Source organism: Asticcacaulis sp. AC466, from assembly GCF_000495815.1.
GTDB lineage: Bacteria > Pseudomonadota > Alphaproteobacteria > Caulobacterales > Caulobacteraceae > Asticcacaulis.
The window spans coordinates 22520-41122 of record NZ_AWGE01000014.1 but is presented as its reverse complement, the minus strand read 5'-3'; the positions used below and the strand labels follow the sequence as shown (position 1 = coordinate 41122).

Below are 18603 nucleotides of genomic sequence, written 5' to 3'. Positions count from 1 at the left end.
AACCCGGATTTTATAAAGTACCATGCGCCTCAAATGTTTCGCGGTTCTGCTGTTTGCAGCGTTAAATATCGTATTCTTGGGCGCCAATGCCCACGCCGCGCCGACTGAGGCAGCCACAGAAAACGTCCAGGTGGCCTGGCGATTGCTCGACTACCTTGCCGTCGATTACGGTGGCGCGGTCAAGGACGGCAAGGTCATCAGTGAGGGCGAATATTCGGAAATGACCGAGTTCTCGGCCTCCGTCGTTGAGCGCTTCAAATCCCTGCCCAATGGCCCCGAGAAAGCCGCCCTTCAGAGTGAAGCCGCTGATTTTCAGCACGCAGTGAAGAGTAAGGCGTCCCCGGACGCTGTCGCTGAAAAGGCCCATTCACTCGGCGCACACCTGTTGAGCGCCTATCCGGTCGTCCTCGCGCCGAAGACGGCACCGGATTTTGCTTCAGGTCAGAAACTATATACCGACAACTGTGCAAGCTGTCATGGCGTCAACGGTAATGGCAAAGGCCCCAATGCGGTCGGCCTTGACCCGCAACCTGTCGCCTTCGCGGATTTGGGGCGCGCTCAGCACCGCAGTGTCTTCGGCCTCTATCAGGTCATCGGCCAGGGCCTCGACGGCACAGCCATGCCTAGCTTCGCACATTTGCCGGACACTGACCGATGGGCGCTTGCCTTCTATGTGGGCAGCTTCGCTTTCAATGACGCGGCCCGCGGCGAACAGCTATGGAAAACCGATCCGGCGCTGCGCAAGCGTTTCCCCGATCTCGCTACCCTCGCTAAAACAGCGCCGGCAGATCTTGCAAAGGATGTCGGACCAGAAAACGCCTTCGCACTGACCGCATATCTCAGGAGAAATGCCGCAGCCGTAACAACCGCCACAAGCACGATTTCCATTTCACATCAGCGCTTGCAAGAGTCACTGTCGGCGTATCAGAAGGGTGACTATCACGGAGCCGAAGAACTAGCCCTGTCAGCTTATCTTGACGGCTTCGAGCCCGTGGAGCCGGCCTTGGCCGCGCGCGACGGGACGCTTCTCAGCCGCATCGAAAAAGAAATGGGCAGCCTGCGCAGCAGCATCCACAGCCAGGACGATCCAAAGGTCGTGGCGACAAAAATTGGGTCCCTCCAGAGCCTGCTTGGCCAGGCTGAAAAGGCGTTGGCGCCCGAAGCCGGCAGCAACACGTCTACCTTCATCGGGGCCTTCACCATCCTTCTGCGTGAAGGTCTCGAAGCCCTGCTGATCGTGACGGCCATGATCGCTTTTCTTAAAAAGGCCGAGCGAAAGGAAGCGCTGCCCTATGTCCATGCGGGATGGGTCGTTGCGCTACTGGCCGGTCTGGCAACTTGGGGCGTCGCGACATTTCTGATCGGCATCAGTGGCGCGAGCCGTGAGCTGACCGAAGGTTTTGGGTCCCTGTTCGCAACCGTGGTCCTTTTGTGGGTCGGAATTTGGCTGCACGGAAAGTCGCAGGCGCAGGAGTGGCAACGCTTTATACAGCAAACCATGGGGCAAGCGTTGTCGAAAGGATCTTCGTGGTTTCTGTTCGGTCTGGCTTTTATCGTGGTCTATCGCGAAGTCTTCGAAACCATCCTGTTCTACGCGGCTTTGTGGACCCACGACAACGGCCTGGTCATCTTCGCCGGTGCTGGACTCGCCTGTGTGGTGCTTGCCGGCATCGCATGGGCGATGCTGCGGTTCAGTAGTCGGTTACCTATCAGTCAATTCTTTGCCTTCAGTTCAGGGCTCATAGCAATCCTCTCGGTCGTTTTGGCTGGCAAGGGCGTCGCCGCACTTCAGGAGGCCGGGCTAATCGACGTCACTCAACTAGGCTTTGTTCCGCAAATCGAGCTGCTGGGCATTTTCCCGACCGTACAATCTGTTGGCGCACAGCTCGCCGTGATCACAATCGTCGTCGGCTGGCTGCTGTACAGCCGCAACAAGGAAAAGCAGCCGAAGCTGACGGGCGTTTAGGGTAGCTCCGGCGTTAAATAAGGTCCGACCAAGGAAGCGCAGCGAAATTTTATCGAGCCAGGCCTAAATACTTAACGGTATTTGGAATTGGGCAACATGAAGAAGCTTATCGTTTTTGACCTCGACGGCACCTTGGCCGAAAGCAAGCAAGCTATAGACGAAGAGATGGCTCACCTCATCGCCGACTTGCTCGACATACTTTCGGTCGCGGTCATCTCAGGTGGAGATTGGTCACAATTCGAAAAACAGGTGTTGGACCATTTGCCGGCCAACGCCCGAACATCGAACCTGTCTATCCTGCCCACTTCGGGGACCAAGTTTTACCGATTCACAGGCCAATGGGCACAGGTTTACGCGGAAGACTTCAGCGAATCCGAACGGTCGACGGTTTTACAGTCGCTCGATGAGGCCGTTTCGGAAGCAGGTCTGTTGGAGACGCGAATATGGGGTGATCAAATCGAAGATCGCGGCACACAGATCACCTTCTCGGGCCTCGGCCAAAAAGCACCGCCCGCGGAGAAGGCCAAATGGGATTATGATCACGTCAAGAGAAACACGCTCAAAGCCTTACTCGATAAAAAGCTGAACAACTTCGCTGTGCGCATCGGTGGCTCGACGTCAATCGACATCACCAGACCGGGCGTCGATAAGGCACTTGGCATGCGCCGGTTGGCCGAGCAAACTGGCATCGAGACCGGAGATATGCTGTTTATTGGCGACGCCCTTTATCCCGGTGGCAATGATGCTCCCATGCGCGACGCCGGCATAAGTTCAATCTGGGTCAATGATGTTGCGCAAACAAAACTGGTGATTGAGACGCTCGTTAAATCGAACGGTGGACAGGTATCGCTCGCCACTACGAACTAGGCTACCCACCCCTTCCTCAATTAACATGAGGATTAGGAAGCCCGCGAAGACCATTGCGGTCGCACAGGGCTTGTCGGCCCGCTTCGTGGGCTTCGACCAATAATTCTTCCGTCACTAGGTAGAGCAACGCGAACAGGCCTAAAGCGAAACACCTGTCACAACTACAGGTGGGAGGCCCCGCCCCGTTCACCGCCGCGCCCGCGGATATGAGTGTATAGATGAGCGCTTATCCTATCGTGTTCGAACCTAACAACTAGGCGATTTTCTCAACATCGATTTTACGCAGGAGCCGCAAGCCGTTGGCGACCACGATCAGACTGGCACCGACATCGGCAAACACCGCCATCCACATCGTGCCAAGCCCGATCAGGGTAATGACGAGGAAGATGGCTTTCAGGCCAAGTGCAAACGTGATGTTCTGGATCAGTACGGCGCGTGTCTTTTGCGACAGACGGACAAAGACACCGATCTTGCGCAGGTCATCGTCCATAAGGGCGACGTCCGCAGTCTCGATGGCGGTATCCGTCCCCATCGCGCCCATCGCAAACCCGACATCGGCTTGTGCCAGCGCCGGTGCGTCATTGATGCCATCCCCCACCATGCCGACCTTGCCATCCTTTTGGAAGCGTTTGACGGCTTCCAGCTTGTTCTCCGGCAACTGGTCGCCAAGGGCTTCGTCGATTCCGACCTCCTTGGCGATGGCCTTGGCAGTATGTTCATTGTCACCGGTCAGCATAACGGTCTTCACGCCGAGTTTGTGCAGTTCGGCGATCGCCACGCGACTGGAGTCTTTCACCGTATCGGCGACCGCGAAAAGTGCCATGACGGTTTTGTCGTCGGTCAGAACGATGACCGTCTTTCCCGACTTTTCCAGCACATTCAGCCGCTCTTCCAGCTCCGGGCCGCACAGACCCCGCTCGTGCGTCAGCCGGTGATTGCCGAGATAGTAGGTGGCGCCTTCGATCTTCCCTTTCGTGCCCTTGCCAGGCAGGGCCTCGAAGTCTGCTACGTCCAGCACCTTCACCTTGTCGTTCTCAGCCATCTTGGCGACGGCCTGGGAGACCGGGTGGTCCGAACGGCTGGCCAGGCTCGCCGCTAACGCCCGGTAATGTCCCTCGTCCATGTTGCCCAGGACAATGAAGTCGGTCTGGACCGGCTTGCCATGGGTTATGGTGCCTGTCTTATCGAGGGCGAGCCACTTCAGCTTGCGTCCCTCTTCGAGATAAACGCCTCCCTTGACGAGGATGCCGTTTTTGGCGGCTGTCGCCAGACCACTCACAATGGTGACAGGCGTCGAGATGACGAGCGCGCATGGACAGGCGATGACGAGCATGACCAGGGCTTTGTAGACCCACGCCATCCAATCACCGCCCATAAACAGGGGCGGCACGACCGCGACGCCAAGCGCGGTAGCAAACACGATCGGCGTATACACGCGCGAGAACTGATCGACGAAGCGCTGCGTCGGCGCCTTGGCGCCTTGGGCGCTTTCAACGGCGCGGATGATCTTCGCTAAGGTGGTGTTACCGGCCGCCGCCGTCACCTTGTATTCGAACGATCCCGATTCATTGATCGTGCCGGCGAACACCGGGTCGCCCTCGCCCTTGTCGACCGGCAAACTTTCGCCAGTGATCGGGGCCTGGTTGATCGAGGAACGTCCGCTGGAAATCAGACCATCGAGGCCGATACGCTCACCCGGCTTGACCCGAACGATGGCGTCTATCGCCACGTCCTTGACATCTATCTCCTTCCAGCTCCCATCAGGTTGTTTGACGGTGGCGGTCTCCGACGTCAGCGACATCAGCCCCTGGATGGCATTTCGCGCACGATCCATCGATTTTGCCTCGATCAGCTCCGAGATTGCAAAGAGGACCATAACCATGGCCGCTTCAGGCCACTGCCGCAGAACCATGGCGCCGGTGACCGCGATGCTCATCAAGGCGTTGATGTTGAGGTTCAGGTTGGCGATGGCGATCCAACCCTTCTTGTAAATGGGCCAGCCGCAGATGCCGACGGCCAAAAGCGCCAGGAGAGCGGAGACCATCTCCGGCATACCGGCCCAGTCGACGGCTTCCGCCGCGATCGCGGCGACGCCGGCCACCGCCAACGGCCACCAGGGCTTTTTCGCCTCAGGCGCGAGAGCGGCCATGCCGCCGGCCGCCAACGCCTGGTCGAGCACCTGCGGTTTAAACCCGAGCGAGGTGATCGCTTTCAGGATGTCGTCCAAAGCCTCAGGCTCGTGGACAACGGTCAAGACCCGCTGCATCAGGTTGAAGTTGAGCCCCTTGACAACATCCATGCCGCCCAACTTGTTGTCGATCAAGGTTTCCTCGGTCGCACAATCCATCTGCATAATGCGAATGGCCGTGGTCATCCCTTCGCCCGAGGCCGCTACCTTGACCGGCTTCAGGTCTTCCGGCGAGACGTCCGCATGCGCGTGCCCCGAATGATCGTGCCCGGCGTGGTCATGCGCTGAATGGTCATGTCCAGCATGATCGTCGCCATGGTCATGACCTTCATGATCGTGATGATCATGGCTCGCATTATCATGGTCATGGTCATGACTGTCTGCCGGCTGCGCATGGGCCTCAGCCGCATGCCCGTGAGACTTGTGCGTGTGACCCGTATGATCGGTCGCGACCTTCGCCTCCAGTTCATGGATCGCCTCTTTGTCCTTTTCGGTGCGAAGGATTTTGTCCGTGTCAGAGGTAGCGCGTCGGGTCTTGTGGTCGTCGGTCATAGTGGACTCCAATCGATATTTCGGCTATTAAGCACCTTGGAGTGACTCCAAGGTCAAGCGGTTATGCGGAGACAGGAATGAAAATCGGTGAACTGGCGGTCGCGGCGAACTGCACGACCGATACCATCAGGTTTTACGAGAAGGCCGGCGTCTTGCCGAAGGCGGATCGCACGCACGGCAACTATCGCAGCTACGGCCCGGCGCATCTCGAACGGCTGCGGTTCATCCGCAATTGTCGCGCACTTGACATGACCCATGACGAAATCCGTTCGCTGCTGCAAACCATGGATGCTCCATCGGCGGGCTGCGATGATGTGCTTCCGATCCTTGATGCGCACATTGGCCATGTGGAGGTCCGCCTCCAGGAGCTTGCCGCCCTGAAGTCGCAGCTTTTGGAGCTGCGAAGCCAGTGCCACAATGAAGCCAGCGGCACGTGCGGCATCCTGACGGGCATCGGCGCCATTCAGTCCGAACCCGTCGTCGAGCGCCAGACCCACCTGGGCTGAGTTGAACCTTACGGTCATGACCCTGTCTTGATCGACAGGCCTGTCATGCGTTCACAAATATCCGCGACCCGCTCGACATGCTGAGCCCTGCGCTGTCCCAGCCGCTTCTTCTTGACCTCGATAAGGTCCTTACACCGCGCGGCGGTCGCTTCCGCCGGCAACCTAGAAGCCGACCAACACATGGCCTGCATGTCGCGGACCTCCAATCCTGGCGAATTGCGCATCTGGCTGCGTCGCCGTTCCCCGGCCTGGCGGTATTCCGGCGAGTTGTAGAGCGGCCACTTGGATTCCAGCAGACAGGTCGATACGAGCGCATTGGAGGTCTTGGCATCGAACCGGCTGAGGTACGAAGCCGCGACCGGCGCCGGCGTTGCGCAGCCACTTAGAAAGGCCGCCCCGATGAGCGCAAAAACAGTATATTTCATTACATATGCTCCCCAAGAGGACCACCGACGTGTCCGCCTTCGACCTGGAAGGTCGCGTGCGTTATGCCGTGATCCATGGCTATTTCATGCGCAGCCTCCAATAGAATTGTGTTCGTAGGCCACGCGCTCACGTCCAGATGAGCGGTCAGGCTGTGCTGCCCGCTGGTGATGCTCCACACATGCACATCATGCACGTCCAGAACCGTCGGCAAGCCGCTCAGATCGGCGCGCAGTTTGGCGACATCGACCCCGGCGGGTGTCCCCTCAAGCAGGACTTGCGTGCTGTCGACGAGCAGCCGCCATGTCCGCGGAAGAACCCATAGGCTGATAAGCACGGCCAGAACCGCATCGACCTGACGCCATCCGGTATAGGCGATGATGCCGGCACCGACGATGACCGCGACGGACCCCACCATATCCGACAGGACTTCCAGATAGGCGCCCTTCATGTTGAGGCTGTTATCCGCACCGCCACGCAGGACCATCATGCTGATGATATTGACGACTAGGCCGATGGCCGCGATGACCAGCATGCCCGTCGTCTGGATTTCCGGCGGATGGAGGAAGCGCTGTATGGCCTCATAGAAGATGTAGATGGCGACGCCGAACAACAGGATGGCGTTGAAAGCGGCCGCCAGGATCTCGAAGCGCCGGTAGCCATAGCTACGCTGGTGATCGGCGGCGCGGCGCCCGATCTTGATAGCGATGAGCGCAATAACCAAAGCCAGAACGTCCGTCAGCATGTGGGCGGCGTCGGACAAGAGGGCAAGGCTTTGCGTCAGGATGCCCCCGATGACTTCCACCATCAGGAAGCCACCGGTCAACACCAGCGCGATCGTTAGCTTTCTCTCGTTAGTCACGCCCGCGCCATGGCTGTGCCCATCATGCCCCCCGTCACCCTTGTGGGATGAGGCTGTGCTCATCGCGCATCTCCTGCTATCGCCAGGACCTCGACCGCCTCCAGGGTGATCAGGCCGACGCCCGTCACTTCGGAGATGGAAGCGACAAAGCTGCGAAGGCGGGCGTCTTCGTCGACGATTTCGATGACCAGAGACTGGTCATCTTCAAGAACGTGGCGCTTGCGTAGATGGGCGGACTTGCCAAACCCGACCATTGCCTGGAGCACGGTCACCCCGGCAAGTTTGGCTTCGCGGGCACGGGTAGCGATAACAGTCATAACCTTGCTATCGCCGAAGTACGCACTTTCGCTCGTATAGATTCTGAGGAGTTTCATAGAGTCAGTCACGGCTAACTTCCTTTCATGGGAAGCGCATCCCGGCGAATGCCGGGATGCGCAAAGCATTACTCTGCAGGGGTATGAACCGCTTGAGGCTCATTACGCTTGGTGATCCGCTCACCCAGGCCCAGCACGACTTTCGAAATGGCCGGCAGAACGAGCAGGGTCAGGGCCGTCGCGGTGATCAGACCGCCGATGACCACGATGGCCAGCGGCTTTTGCACTTCCGCACCGGTGCCCGTGCCGATCGCCATCGGGATAAAGCCGATGGCCGGTACGAGACCGGTCATAATGACGGGGCGTACCCGTTCAATCATGCCCTCGGTAATGGCCTTACCAAGCTCCATGCCCTCTTCGATGCGCTGACGGATGCTGCTCATGACGACCAGACCGTTCAGCACCGCGACGCCGGACAGACAGATGAAGCCCACCGCCGCCGAGACCGAGAAGGCGATTCCCGTCATGGCCAGGGCGAAGATGCCGCCAGCGAGCGCCAAAGGCACCGCCGTAAACACCGAGATCGCCCGACCGATGCCACCCAAAGCCATATAGAGGAGGCCGAAGATGGCGAGGAAACAGATCGGCACGACGATAGCGAGGCGATCAGAGGCGGCCTTCAGGTTTTGGAACTGACCGCCCCATTCCAGGAAAGACCCGGTCGGAAGGGCGACGGCTTCGACCTTGGGCAGGGCTTCCGTAACGAAGGACCCCACGTCACGCCCACGCACATTGGCCTGAATGACGATACGGCGCTTACCGTTTTCGCGAGAAATCTGGTTCAGACCTTCGGTGAAGCGGAACTGCGCCACCTGGCTGAGCGGTACGGAGCCGCGCGCCTGTCCGCCCTGCTCAGGCAGCATGACCGGCAAGGCTTTAAAGGCGTCCAGATCGTTGCGTGTGGTCTGAGGCACCCGAACCACGATGTCGAAGCGGCGGTCGCCTTCGAAGACGAGGCCGGCTTCGCGTCCGCCCATGGCGGCTGCCACAGTGTCGGCCACCTCCTCGACGGTCAGGCCGTACCGAGCTATGGCAGCCCGATCGAACTGTACATCAAGTGTAGGCGAGCCCGCCGTCTGTTCCGCCTTCACGTCCGCGGCGCCGGGGATAGCTTGCAGCGTGCTGACGATCTTGGCGGCCGAGGCACCCATCTTGTCGAGATCGTCGCCATAAAGCTTGATGGCGACGTCGCCTCTAACCCCGGCGATCAATTCGTTGAAACGAAGCTGGATCGGTTGGCTCAACTCATAGTTCTGACCGATCAAAGCATTCGTTTTACCCTCAATCCGTGCAACGATATCAGCCTTGGATTTAACGTCTTTTGGCCAGTCTTCCTTCTCCTTCAGGATAACGAAACCATCCGAAATGTTGGGTGGCATCGGATCAGTGGCTACCTCCGCAGTACCTGTCTTTGAAAACATCAATTCAACTTCAGGCAAGCTTGTGACGGCCTTCTCGACATCTTTTTGCATATTCAGCGACTCCTCCAACGCCGTTGAGGGAATTCGTGAAGAGGCCAGCGCGATGTTTTTCTCGTCTAGTTGCGGGATAAACTCCTGCCCCAGCAAGGTGAAGACGAAACCAGAAACCAGGAAGATGCCGAGGCCGGCCGTTATAAAAGGCCAGGGCTTGGCCACCGCGCGATGCAGAACCGGCTCATAAGCCGCCTTGATTTTGCGGATGATCCAGACCTCCTTTTCGGTCACCTTGCCACGGATCAGAAGAGCGACCATGGCGGGCACAAAGGTGATCGACAGGACGAAGGCGGCGGCCAGAGCCAGGATAAGGGTGATCGCCATCGGAGAGAACGTTTTACCTTCGACACCGGTGAAGGTGAGCAACGGCGCGAACACGAGGAAGATGATGGCCTGACCGTAAACGGTCGGCTTGATCATCTCCTGCGTGGCAAGGGTCGTCTCTTCCAGCCGTTCGCGCAGGGACAGGATACGGCCTTCGTGATGCTGACGCTCTGCCAGTCGACGCAGGCAGTTCTCGATAATGATGACGGCTCCATCGACGATCAATCCGAAGTCAAGCGCCCCCAGGCTCATCAGGTTGCCGGACACCTTCATGCCGTTCATGCCGATCGCCATCATCAGGAAAGAGAATGGAATGATGAGTACGGCTATGATCGCGGCGCGGACATTGCCGAGCAGCAGGAACAAGGCTGCGGCCACGAGAATCGCGCCTTCGAACAGGTTCTTCTGAACGGTATGAACCGTGGCATTGACGAGCTTGGAGCGATCCAACGTCGTCGTCACCTTCAGGCCTGGTGGAAGGGACTTCTTAATGGTCTCGATCTTCTCGCCGACCGCCTTGGCGACGGTACGGCTATTTTCACCGATAAGCATAAGGGTCGTACCAATAACCACTTCGTGCCCGTTCATGCTCGCGGCGCCCGTTCGCAACTCGCCGCCGAGGGTGACCTTGGCGACATCTTTCAGGGCGATCGGCAAGCCGCCGCGCGTGGCGATGACTGCCTGATTAATCTCATCGAGCGACCGGATACGGGCATCAGCCCGAACAAGGTAGGCCTCACCCGACCGGTTGAGGAAGTTGGCGCCGACCGACAGGTTGGCGGCTTCCAGTGCCTTGGCGAGTTCCGAGAAAGAAATGCCGTAGGCGCTCAGCTTCACCGGATCGGGCTCGACAACATATTGCTTCTCGAACCCGCCGATGGAATCCACGCCGGCCACGCCTCTGACGGTACGCAGTTGCGGTGAGATGATCCAGGTCTGCACAGTGCGTAGATAGGCGGCCCGCGAAATGTCATCGGTCAGACGATCGCCTTCTGGAGTGAGGAAGCTCCCGTCCGATTGCCAGCCCGGCTGACCGTCGACGACCTTGGCGCCTTTGCCGTTCGGGTTGGCATAGTCGATGGCGTACATATAGACTTCGCCGAGACCGGTCGTCACGGGACCGATCTGTGGCTGGGTGCCTTCAGGCAGGCTGTCTCGCGCCTGAGCAATGCGCTCGCTGACCTGCTGGCGGGCAAAATACAGGTCCGTGTTTTCACTAAAGATCGCACTGACCTGCGAGAAGCCATTGCGTGACAGCGAGCGCGTGGTTTCCAGACCCGGAATACCGGAAAGGGCCGTCTCGATTGGAAAGGTAACGCGCTTTTCGATCTCAATTGGAGACAGACCCGAATCCAGCGTGTTGATCTGTACCTGATTGTTGGTGATGTCCGGCACCGCGTCGATCGGCAACTTGGTAAGCTGCCAGGCGCCGAAAGCGCCGACGACGAGGACAATGAGGAGGACAGCCCAGCGTGAGCGCACGCTGAGGGCCATAAGATTTCCTATCATGACTATTCTTCCTCTGCCGCGCCCTTGCCAAGCTCAGCCTTCAGATAGAAGGCATTGCGCGTGGCAATGGACTCGCCGGAAGACAAACCGGCTGTGATTTCAGCGCGACCTGCACTGCGCTGTCCGACGGTAACGGGCACGGCTTTGAAGCCGTCTTTTGTGCGCACAAATACAACATCGCTGCCATTGACCGACTGCACGGACTCGTCCGGCACAACGATTGATGACGAGGCGGCAGCAACGGCCGGGAACAGGCGCGCGCGCACCGACAACCCAGGTTGGATTTGGCCGCCGGCGATATCGAGGACAGCGGTGGCAGAGCGTGTCTCAGCATTGAGCGACGGCGTGACGGCCCTCACCCGTGCTTCAAGCACACGGCCATCTGGCAGTTCGACTGTTGCACGGTCACCGACCGCGACCCGGGTCATATCTGATGCACTGATCGCTGCTTCAACCTGAATCTGGTTGGGATCGGAGACGCGGAACAGTTCGGTCTCAGGCTGTACATAAGCGCCGAGACTCGCCATGCTCGCCGTCACCCGACCGGATATCGGACTGGCAACGGTGACACTATGACCGTCCGACGACACCCGAGCGGCCGATGCGGCCGAGTTGGTTCGAGAGACTTCGGCCTGCGCCGCCGCAGCTTCAGCTTGCGCTTGCTCGAAATCGACGCGCGCCGACACGCCTTGGTCCATCAACGACTTTTCGCGCGCCAGGTTCGCCTGGGCGACACGGGCACGGGCGACCGCTGTGGTGCGTTCCGCCGAGATTTGTCCTGCATCACGGCTTTCGATCAGAGCCAATGGCTCGCCAGCTTTGACGGGATCGCCGAGGCGCTTGTAAATGCGCGTCACGGCGCCGGCCGCACGCGCCGTCAGGGCCGCTTCCCCAGTCGGGGTCGCCACGACCTGAGCCTGGGTCAGGATTTCTGATGACAGACCACCGGCAGTAACCGTTTCAAGGCCAATCTTGGCATTGGCGATCACGTCTGGCGCCAGCTTCAACTCATTGGACGGCTTCTCTTCGATGGCCACCGCCTTGCTCTCGGCGACAGGCTTGCTGGCGGTGCAGCGCGCGAGGCCGAAGCCGCTCAGGGCCGCGATCAGGATTGCGGCGAAGGCGGCGCCGTAAAGGTATCGATTCTTGGGTTTCACGATTGTTCTCCAAACGGGGCGACGCCACGCAGGCGTGCGAGCTCAGCCTCGGCGGTCAAACGATCCTGCCGGGCTTTGAGCGATTGATTGTGGGCGTCGGTCAGGGTGCGGCGCGCGTTGAGCACTTCGCTCAACGGCAGTTTGCCCGCTTCGTAGCCCACCCGTGTCAACCGGTAGGCTTCCTCGGCGGTGCGCTCGCTGTCACGGGCCGACTTGACTCGGGTAACGGCCGCCGTCAGACGGCCGGTCGCCGACTGAATGTCAGCCTGTGCATCTAGGCGAGCGATGTTGACCCGTTGGTCCGCGGCTGTCAGTTCGGACTGGACGGCGCTGATATTGCCCCGGTTCCGGTCGAAAATGGGAAACGGTACGGAGACGCCGCCGACCAAGGCATTGGCGTCATCAGCCGCCAACCGCCGATAGCCGAGAGACACGGTGACGTCCGGAGACGACCGCGTTTGCTCGACCTTCACACGACGGGCGATTTCGTTGCGTTCGGCCACGGCCACCAGATAGCCAGGACTCTCCAGAGGATCTGCGGACGGGATGGGTTCGTCCATATCGCCATGAACGAGAAGGCTTGTTGAGATTGCGGTGAACGGCACCGGCGAGTCGACCATGGCGGTCAGCTTAGCGAAAGCGCCGGTGCGTCCCGCTTGTGCCTCGTCGACCGAGGCGCGAGCGGCCTCGACCGCAGACCGCGCCTGAACCGAACGCAAGTCCGCCTCTTTGCCCGACTGAACGAGCGCATCCGCGACGCGCGCATCATCTATGGCAAGCGCCAGCGCATCCTTGGCCAGTTGCAGGCGCGCCTCTGCGGCCTCGGCTTCGACATAGGCCTGAGCCAGATCGAAGGCGAAATTGGCCTGGGTCTGGGCGGCGCGGGAACGTGCCGCATCGAGACCGGCTTGGCCCACGGCAATGCGCGCGTTGCGCTTGCCCCCTAGCTCGATCGTCTGTTCGACGGAGGTTGTTGTCTCGGCGCCCTGACTGCCTGCGTAAGGGCCTTTCCCACCGAAGTTCTCGACGGATACGCTGACATTGGGATTGAGGTGGGCGCGAGATTGCCTCAGCAACCCTTCCGCCTGACCTAGGGTGGCCTGCGACTCCTGAAGCCGGGGCGCGCTAGGCGCCTGACGCAGCAGTTCCTGAAACGATGGCGCCGGATCGGCCGCCGCCAGTGTTGGGGGGAGACTTGCGCCCACACCCAGGAGTAACGCTGTGAGCGCCCCCCCATATTGGAAAGTCATGAGAAATCCTCTGAAAATGAAACCGAGGCGCAACGGCTTCGCCGCGCGCGCTTAAAGTGCGTCGGTTAAATTTTCGGAGGTTGGTCAGCGGCGGACAGGCCTGCCGACTTAATGGCAGGCTGGCGGTTAATCCCAAAGACGCTCAAAGGGCGGAACGTCGCTGCGCTATCACCAAGCTCTGCCAACACCGTATTAAACTGCGACTCACCGAAGTGATGATGATGCAGGCATCGGAGACAGCCGGACTCAGATCCGTCGGAACTGGAGCAAGCTTCAAGCTCAGGATTGCAAGGGGACGTCCATCCGCCATCTGCCGTAATCACTTCACCGGTGGCAACATGGGAGAGATTGAGAACCTGAGCGTGCGCTGAAGATACAGCCGCACCGATTGTCAACGCCACCAGGCAGAAGACAATGATCGCACGGGTGCGTATCAGACAAGTTCGAAGCGCTGTAATCACGTCTCCAAAATCGTTTCACTTTGCGTTGATGTCAAGTTGCTATTTCTCAAGCAAGACGTTTCCCTGCTTTTTGCTTAGTTTTGAGTTTTTACGATACGATATAATATTTCGTTACTTATTTACTTGCTGGCGGATATTGTGCGACCTCGGTGTCGGCGCGATGGTTCCGCTGGCTAGGATTTTCGCAACGATGAACTCAGCGTCAGCCCCTACCCCCAGCATGAGACCCGATGCCCAGTTTCGTTGCCAGGGCCGGCCCATATAGTAAAGCCCCTCAGCCGGGGACACGCCATCGCTATGTATTGGATTTCCATTCAGGTCTTTCGAGCCCGGCACATCCACCCATGACGACTGCCGCCCATAACCACGCGCCCAAATGACCGTCCGGACGGTCGAGGCGCTTTTGTCCTGAAAGGTGACCGTTTCCCGGTCAGCCGAAATCAATCTAGGCCTGAGGTCTATACCCATAGCCCGAAGGGCCTTCAGACTTTTGGCGCGGTCCGGTATCGGCTCCATCTTCATCATCATTTGTCCCAGGGCGGACTTCCGAGGGGCCGTAAGGAAGCCGGCCATGGAGAGCCACGTCCAGATATTGCGTCCCATGAACCTCTCCGGAAAAAGGGTCCTTTTATGACCGCTCGAAAGCTGCACCGGGTGGGTTTTTGCCAGCTCAGCCGCGATCTCGCGACCGCTGGCACCGTCGCCAACGACGAGGACGGGCCCCTGTGGCACCTGTCTTGGATTGCGGTAGGTTTCTACGCTGAGCTGGGCGACCTTATTGGAGAGTCCGCGCGCTTCTTTAGGGATTATCGCTTTTTGAAACGTTCCCTCGGCGATGATCACCGTCTTCGCCAGCACGCGATGGGTGGACGACAGGACAGCTTCAAAGTAACCGGTTGGCAGCCGTTTGAGCTTTATGACAGCCGTCTTAAGCGTGATAGGCAGGTCAAACGCCAAGGCGTAGTCTTCAAGATAGTCAGCGACCTCGTCACGCCTTGGAAAGCCGGCAGGATCTCCCGAAATAGGACGTTCTGGCAAGGCGGTTTGATGTCTGGGCGTAAACAGCACAAGGGAATCGTACCGGCTCCGCCAACTATCACCTACGCGCGGGGCACGTTCGATGATCCGGAAGGTCAGGCCGGTCTTTTTTAAGTGATAGCCGGCTGCCAAACCGGCTTGTCCGCCTCCGATCACGAGCACATCGAGAACGGTCGGCGTTATGTTGAGAGCTTTTGCCATATGGTAGTCTTCTTTATTCCCCGTGGTATGCAGGCCATTTCCAATCTCGCACGACCCGTCCCGACGTGACCGACAGAGGAATGGCTCTAATTGTCAACCTTAACACCGCGTCTTGCGGCTACAAGCCTCAAAGACCCATCGGTCGCAAGATGGTTCACCCGTGACCTCGTCAGAGTGGCCGTCGTTCGCGTTATGCAACAAGCCAATGAGTGCCAGCTTAAGTTCGCATCGGCTCGGGACGTACCTGATAAGGGCACGTCCCGGTTCGATGCTGAGTTTACATTTCCTCTCTTTCGATCGCGGTCTGCGGTCCCTTTTTGCGCCCATAGACCAGCCGGTAGAGGGCCGGCAAGACCAGAAGGGTCAGCAGGGTCGATGACACGATGCCGCCGATCACTACCGTCGCCAAAGGTCGCTGGACCTCGGAGCCGGCGCCGACATTGAATGCCATGGGCACGAAGCCGAGTGACGCTACCAGAGCGGTCATCAGGACCGGCCTGAGTCGTGTCAACGCACCTTCGTATATAGCGGCATCCAGCGTCTTGCCTTCCTTGATGAGCGAGCGAATGAAAGTCACCATGACGACACCGTTGAGCACCGCCACCCCAGACAAGGCAATGAAGCCAACACCTGCCGAGATCGATAAAGGAATTCCCCGCATCGCCAAGGCTATAACCCCACCCGTCAGCGCCAGAGGCACCCCACTGAAGACGATCAGGGCGTCCTCGATATTGCCGAACAGCATGAAGAGCAGCCCGATGATCAACACCAGCGCGATTGGCACGACGATCTGAAGACGCTGCGTCGCCGAGGTCAGTTGTTCGAACGTCCCGCCAAAATCCACCCAGTAACCTTCGGGCAGTTTGACGTTTTGGTCGACCTGGGTTTGCAACGCCGTGACAAAGGTGCCCAGATCGGTGCCGCGCACATTGGCAGTGACGACGACGCGGCGCTTGCCATCTTCCCGGCTAATCTGGTTCGGCCCGACGACCATGTCGATCGTCGCCACCTCCGACAAGGGAACGAACCCCATCATGCCGGATGGATCGCCAGTGGCGCCGTGAACCGGTACACGCAGCCGGCCAATCTCATCGACGTTTGAGCGGATATGTTCCGGCAAACGCACGACGATATCGAAACGACGGTCACCTTCGAATATCTGCCCTGCCTCCGTACCGCCAAGGGCCGTCGAAACAACATCCTGAATATCGGAGACATTGAGGCCCAGACGCGCCATGGCGACGCGGTCGGGTGTCACCTGAAGCACCGGCAGACCGGTGACCTGCTCGACCTTGACGTCTTGGGCGCCCGGTATTTTTTCCATGATCTCCTGTACCCCTTGGCCGCTGGCCAGCAGTTTATCGAGATCGTCACCGAAGATCTTCACCGCCACATCGGAGCGCACGCCGGAGATCAACTCGTTGAAGCGCATCTGGATCGGTTGGGTGAACTCATAATTGTTGCCGGGAATCTGCTCGACCGCCGCCTGTAGGCGAGCGACCAATTTATCCTTGGGCTCCTTTGGGTTAGGCCACGCCTTGCGGTCCTTCAGCATGACGAAGGTATCGGCGACCGACGGCGGCATCGGGTCGGTAGCCACCTCCGCCGTGCCCAATTTGGCAAAGACGCGATCGACTTCGGGAAACTCTTTCAAACGTGCTTCCAGAGCTGATTGCATCTTCACGGCCTGGGTCAGGCTGGTGCCCGGAATACGCAGGGCATGAAGCGCCACATCACCTTCATCGAGATTGGGAATAAATTCGGCGCCCAGTCTGGTAGCAAGAAACCCTGATATAACCATCAAGGCCACGGCCAAACCAATGACCACGACACGCATGGCTAAGGCCGCCTTCAGGGCGGGTTCGTAGACCCTACGCGCGCCGCGCATAAACCAGCTTTCCTTTTCCTGCACCTTGCCGGTAATGAACATCGCCACCATGGCCGGCACGAAGGTCAGGGAGAGGACCAGCGCCGCGGTCAGGGCGGTGACGACCGTGAAGGCCATCGGGTGGAACATCTTGCCCTCGACGCCCTGCAAGGCGAAGATCGGCACATAGACGATAGTGATGATCAGCACGCCGAACAGGCTGGGCTTGATGACCTCATCGCTGGCCTTGGCCGCCAGGCTGAAACGTTCGTCACGGGTCAGAAGACGGCCATAATGGTGTTGCGCCTCAGCGAAACGGCGCAGGCAGTTCTCGATGATGATCACCGCGCCATCGACGATCAGGCCGAAATCGAGCGCGCCCAGGCTCATCAGGTTACCCGACACCTTGTTTTCGACCATGCCGGTAATGGTCATCAGCATGGCGATCGGGATGACCAGGGCCGTGATGATGGCGGCGCGGAAATTGCCGAGCAACAGGAACAGTATGACGATGACCAGAAGGGCCCCTTCCGTCAGGTTTTTCTCGACCGTTTTGATGGTGCGCTCGACCAGATCGGTCCGGTCATAGACCGCCACTGCCTGAACGCCAGACGGCAGGGCCTTGTTGGCGACCTCCAGCCGTTTTGCCACCGCTTCGGCGACCGTGCGGCTGTTCTCGCCGATCAGCATAAAGACCGTGCCGAGCACAACCTCCTTGCCGTCCTGCGTTGCAGCCCCCGTTCGCAGTTCTTCGCCCAGCGCCACATCGGCGACATCGGCCACGCGGATCGGCACGCCGGAGCGTGTCTGGACGACGATCGACGACAGGTCGGCGATGGTGGCCGCCTGCCCCGGCACGCGCACCAGATACTGTTCACCGGCTTTTTCGACATAGCCTGCGCCGCGGTTGGCGTTGTTGCCTTCCAGCGCCTTGATAACATCTGACATGGTCAGACCATAGGCCGACAGGCGTTCCGGCAAGGGCGTGACATGATACTGCCGCTCGAATCCGCCGATGGTATTGACCTCGGTGACGCCCGGCGTGTTGCGAAGCTGCGGCTTGACGACCCAGTCCTGCAAGGTTCGCAGGTCTTCGGAATTCCACGCCGTGCCATCGGACTTGACGGCGCCGGGTTTGGCCTCGACCGTGTACATGAAGATTTCGCCAAGGCCGGTCGAAATGGGCCCAAGGGTTGGCTCCGCGCCCGCTGGCAACTGGCTTTTGGCCGATTGCACCCGCTCATTGACGAGCTGACGGGCAAAATAGAGGTCCGTGCCGTCCTTGAAGACGACCGTCACCTGGCTCAGACCATAACGTGAGATCGAGCGGGTATATTCGAGGCCGGGCAAGCCTGAAATCGCCGTTTCGATCGGATAGGTGATGCGCTGTTCGGCCTCAAGCGGGGAATAACCGGCTACTTCGGTATTGATTTGAACCTGCACATTGGTGATATCCGGCACGGCGTCGATCGGCAGGCGCTGAAAGTTGTATACGCCGAGCGCACACAAGGCGAGCACGGTCAGAAGTACGAGCCAACGATGTCGTATCGACTGATGAATGATTTTTTCTAACATGATGCCCC

At 59.3% G+C, this 18603-nt stretch carries 12 protein-coding genes; 3 read left to right on the top strand and 9 right to left on the bottom strand.

The features are described from left to right. Positions 1-22 precede the first annotated feature (22 nt). Positions 23-1966 (top strand): cytochrome c/FTR1 family iron permease, encoded by a 1944-nt coding sequence (locus AEAC466_RS36630; protein ID WP_023458870.1) that lies wholly within the window; start codon positions 23-25, stop codon positions 1964-1966. Positions 1967-2062: 96 nt separating this feature from the next. After that, the gene (locus AEAC466_RS36625; protein WP_023458869.1) at positions 2063-2833 is read left to right on the top strand and encodes an HAD-IIB family hydrolase; all 771 of its coding nucleotides are present in this window, start codon (positions 2063-2065) and stop codon (positions 2831-2833) included. Positions 2834-3086: 253 nt separating this feature from the next. On the opposite strand, the gene AEAC466_RS36620 is transcribed toward AEAC466_RS36625, so the two are convergent. Then, positions 3087-5573: a heavy metal translocating P-type ATPase gene (locus AEAC466_RS36620; RefSeq protein ID WP_023458868.1), complete on the bottom strand. Its 2487-nt coding sequence runs from the start codon at positions 5571-5573 to the stop codon at positions 3087-3089. Positions 5574-5650: 77 nt separating this feature from the next. Between AEAC466_RS36620 and cadR the strand changes: the two genes are divergently transcribed. Beyond that, positions 5651-6079, top strand: a complete 429-nt coding sequence (gene cadR / locus AEAC466_RS36615; protein WP_023458867.1) for a Cd(II)/Pb(II)-responsive transcriptional regulator — start codon at positions 5651-5653, stop codon at positions 6077-6079. A 14-nt stretch (positions 6080-6093) separates the two neighbouring features. Here the strand turns inward: cadR and AEAC466_RS36610 are convergent, their stop codons facing one another. The 8 genes from AEAC466_RS36610 to AEAC466_RS36575 all read right to left on the bottom strand — a co-directional run bounded on the left by AEAC466_RS36610 (position 6094) and on the right by AEAC466_RS36575 (position 18595). Then, a complete protein-coding gene (locus AEAC466_RS36610) occupies positions 6094-6504 on the bottom strand; it encodes a hypothetical protein (RefSeq protein ID WP_023458866.1) in 411 nt (136 codons plus the stop codon). After that, on the bottom strand, positions 6504-7427 hold the full coding sequence (locus AEAC466_RS36605) for a cation diffusion facilitator family transporter (RefSeq protein WP_023458865.1): 924 nt from the start codon (positions 7425-7427) through the stop codon (positions 6504-6506). Before AEAC466_RS36605 ends, AEAC466_RS36610 begins: the two co-directional genes overlap by 1 nt. After that, positions 7424-7738, bottom strand: a complete 315-nt coding sequence (locus AEAC466_RS36600) for a DUF190 domain-containing protein (protein ID WP_023458864.1) — start codon at positions 7736-7738, stop codon at positions 7424-7426. Before AEAC466_RS36600 ends, AEAC466_RS36605 begins: the two co-directional genes overlap by 4 nt. A gap of 68 nt (positions 7739-7806) precedes the next feature. Then, entirely contained in the window at positions 7807-11046 is a 3240-nt protein-coding gene (locus tag AEAC466_RS36595; RefSeq protein ID WP_023458863.1) for an efflux RND transporter permease subunit, read from the bottom strand. 2 nt (positions 11047-11048) lie between these two features. After that, positions 11049-12203: an efflux RND transporter periplasmic adaptor subunit gene (locus AEAC466_RS36590; RefSeq protein WP_023458862.1), complete on the bottom strand. Its 1155-nt coding sequence runs from the start codon at positions 12201-12203 to the stop codon at positions 11049-11051. Next, positions 12200-13453: a TolC family protein gene (locus AEAC466_RS36585; protein ID WP_023458861.1), complete on the bottom strand. Its 1254-nt coding sequence runs from the start codon at positions 13451-13453 to the stop codon at positions 12200-12202. The genes AEAC466_RS36590 and AEAC466_RS36585 overlap by 4 nt, the downstream gene beginning before the upstream one ends. Positions 13454-14025: 572 nt before the next feature. Then, positions 14026-15153, bottom strand: coding sequence for a flavin-containing monooxygenase (locus AEAC466_RS36580; RefSeq protein ID WP_023458860.1), 1128 nt, complete (start codon positions 15151-15153; stop codon positions 14026-14028). 277 nt (positions 15154-15430) lie between these two features. Further along, complete coding sequence (locus AEAC466_RS36575) at positions 15431-18595, bottom strand: efflux RND transporter permease subunit (protein WP_023458859.1); 3165 nt, start codon at positions 18593-18595, stop codon at positions 15431-15433. Positions 18596-18603: the final 8 nt, after the last annotated feature.

Excerpts from the sequence above, each read along its gene's own strand:
- AEAC466_RS36630 (WP_023458870.1), top strand. The coding sequence starts at position 23 with ATGCGCCTCAAATGTTTCGCGGTTCTGCTGTTTGCAGCGTTAAATATC.
- AEAC466_RS36625 (WP_023458869.1), top strand. The coding sequence starts at position 2,063 with ATGAAGAAGCTTATCGTTTTTGACCTCGACGGCACCTTGGCCGAAAGC.
- AEAC466_RS36620 (WP_023458868.1), bottom strand. The coding sequence starts at position 5,573 with ATGACCGACGACCACAAGACCCGACGCGCTACCTCTGACACGGACAAA.
- cadR (WP_023458867.1), top strand. The coding sequence starts at position 5,651 with ATGAAAATCGGTGAACTGGCGGTCGCGGCGAACTGCACGACCGATACC.
- AEAC466_RS36610 (WP_023458866.1), bottom strand. The coding sequence starts at position 6,504 with ATGAAATATACTGTTTTTGCGCTCATCGGGGCGGCCTTTCTAAGTGGC.
- AEAC466_RS36605 (WP_023458865.1), bottom strand. The coding sequence starts at position 7,427 with ATGAGCACAGCCTCATCCCACAAGGGTGACGGGGGGCATGATGGGCAC.
- AEAC466_RS36600 (WP_023458864.1), bottom strand. The coding sequence starts at position 7,738 with ATGAAACTCCTCAGAATCTATACGAGCGAAAGTGCGTACTTCGGCGAT.
- AEAC466_RS36595 (WP_023458863.1), bottom strand. The coding sequence starts at position 11,046 with ATGATAGGAAATCTTATGGCCCTCAGCGTGCGCTCACGCTGGGCTGTC.
- AEAC466_RS36585 (WP_023458861.1), bottom strand. The coding sequence starts at position 13,453 with ATGACTTTCCAATATGGGGGGGCGCTCACAGCGTTACTCCTGGGTGTG.
- AEAC466_RS36580 (WP_023458860.1), bottom strand. The coding sequence starts at position 15,153 with ATGGCAAAAGCTCTCAACATAACGCCGACCGTTCTCGATGTGCTCGTG.
- AEAC466_RS36575 (WP_023458859.1), bottom strand. The coding sequence starts at position 18,595 with ATGTTAGAAAAAATCATTCATCAGTCGATACGACATCGTTGGCTCGTA.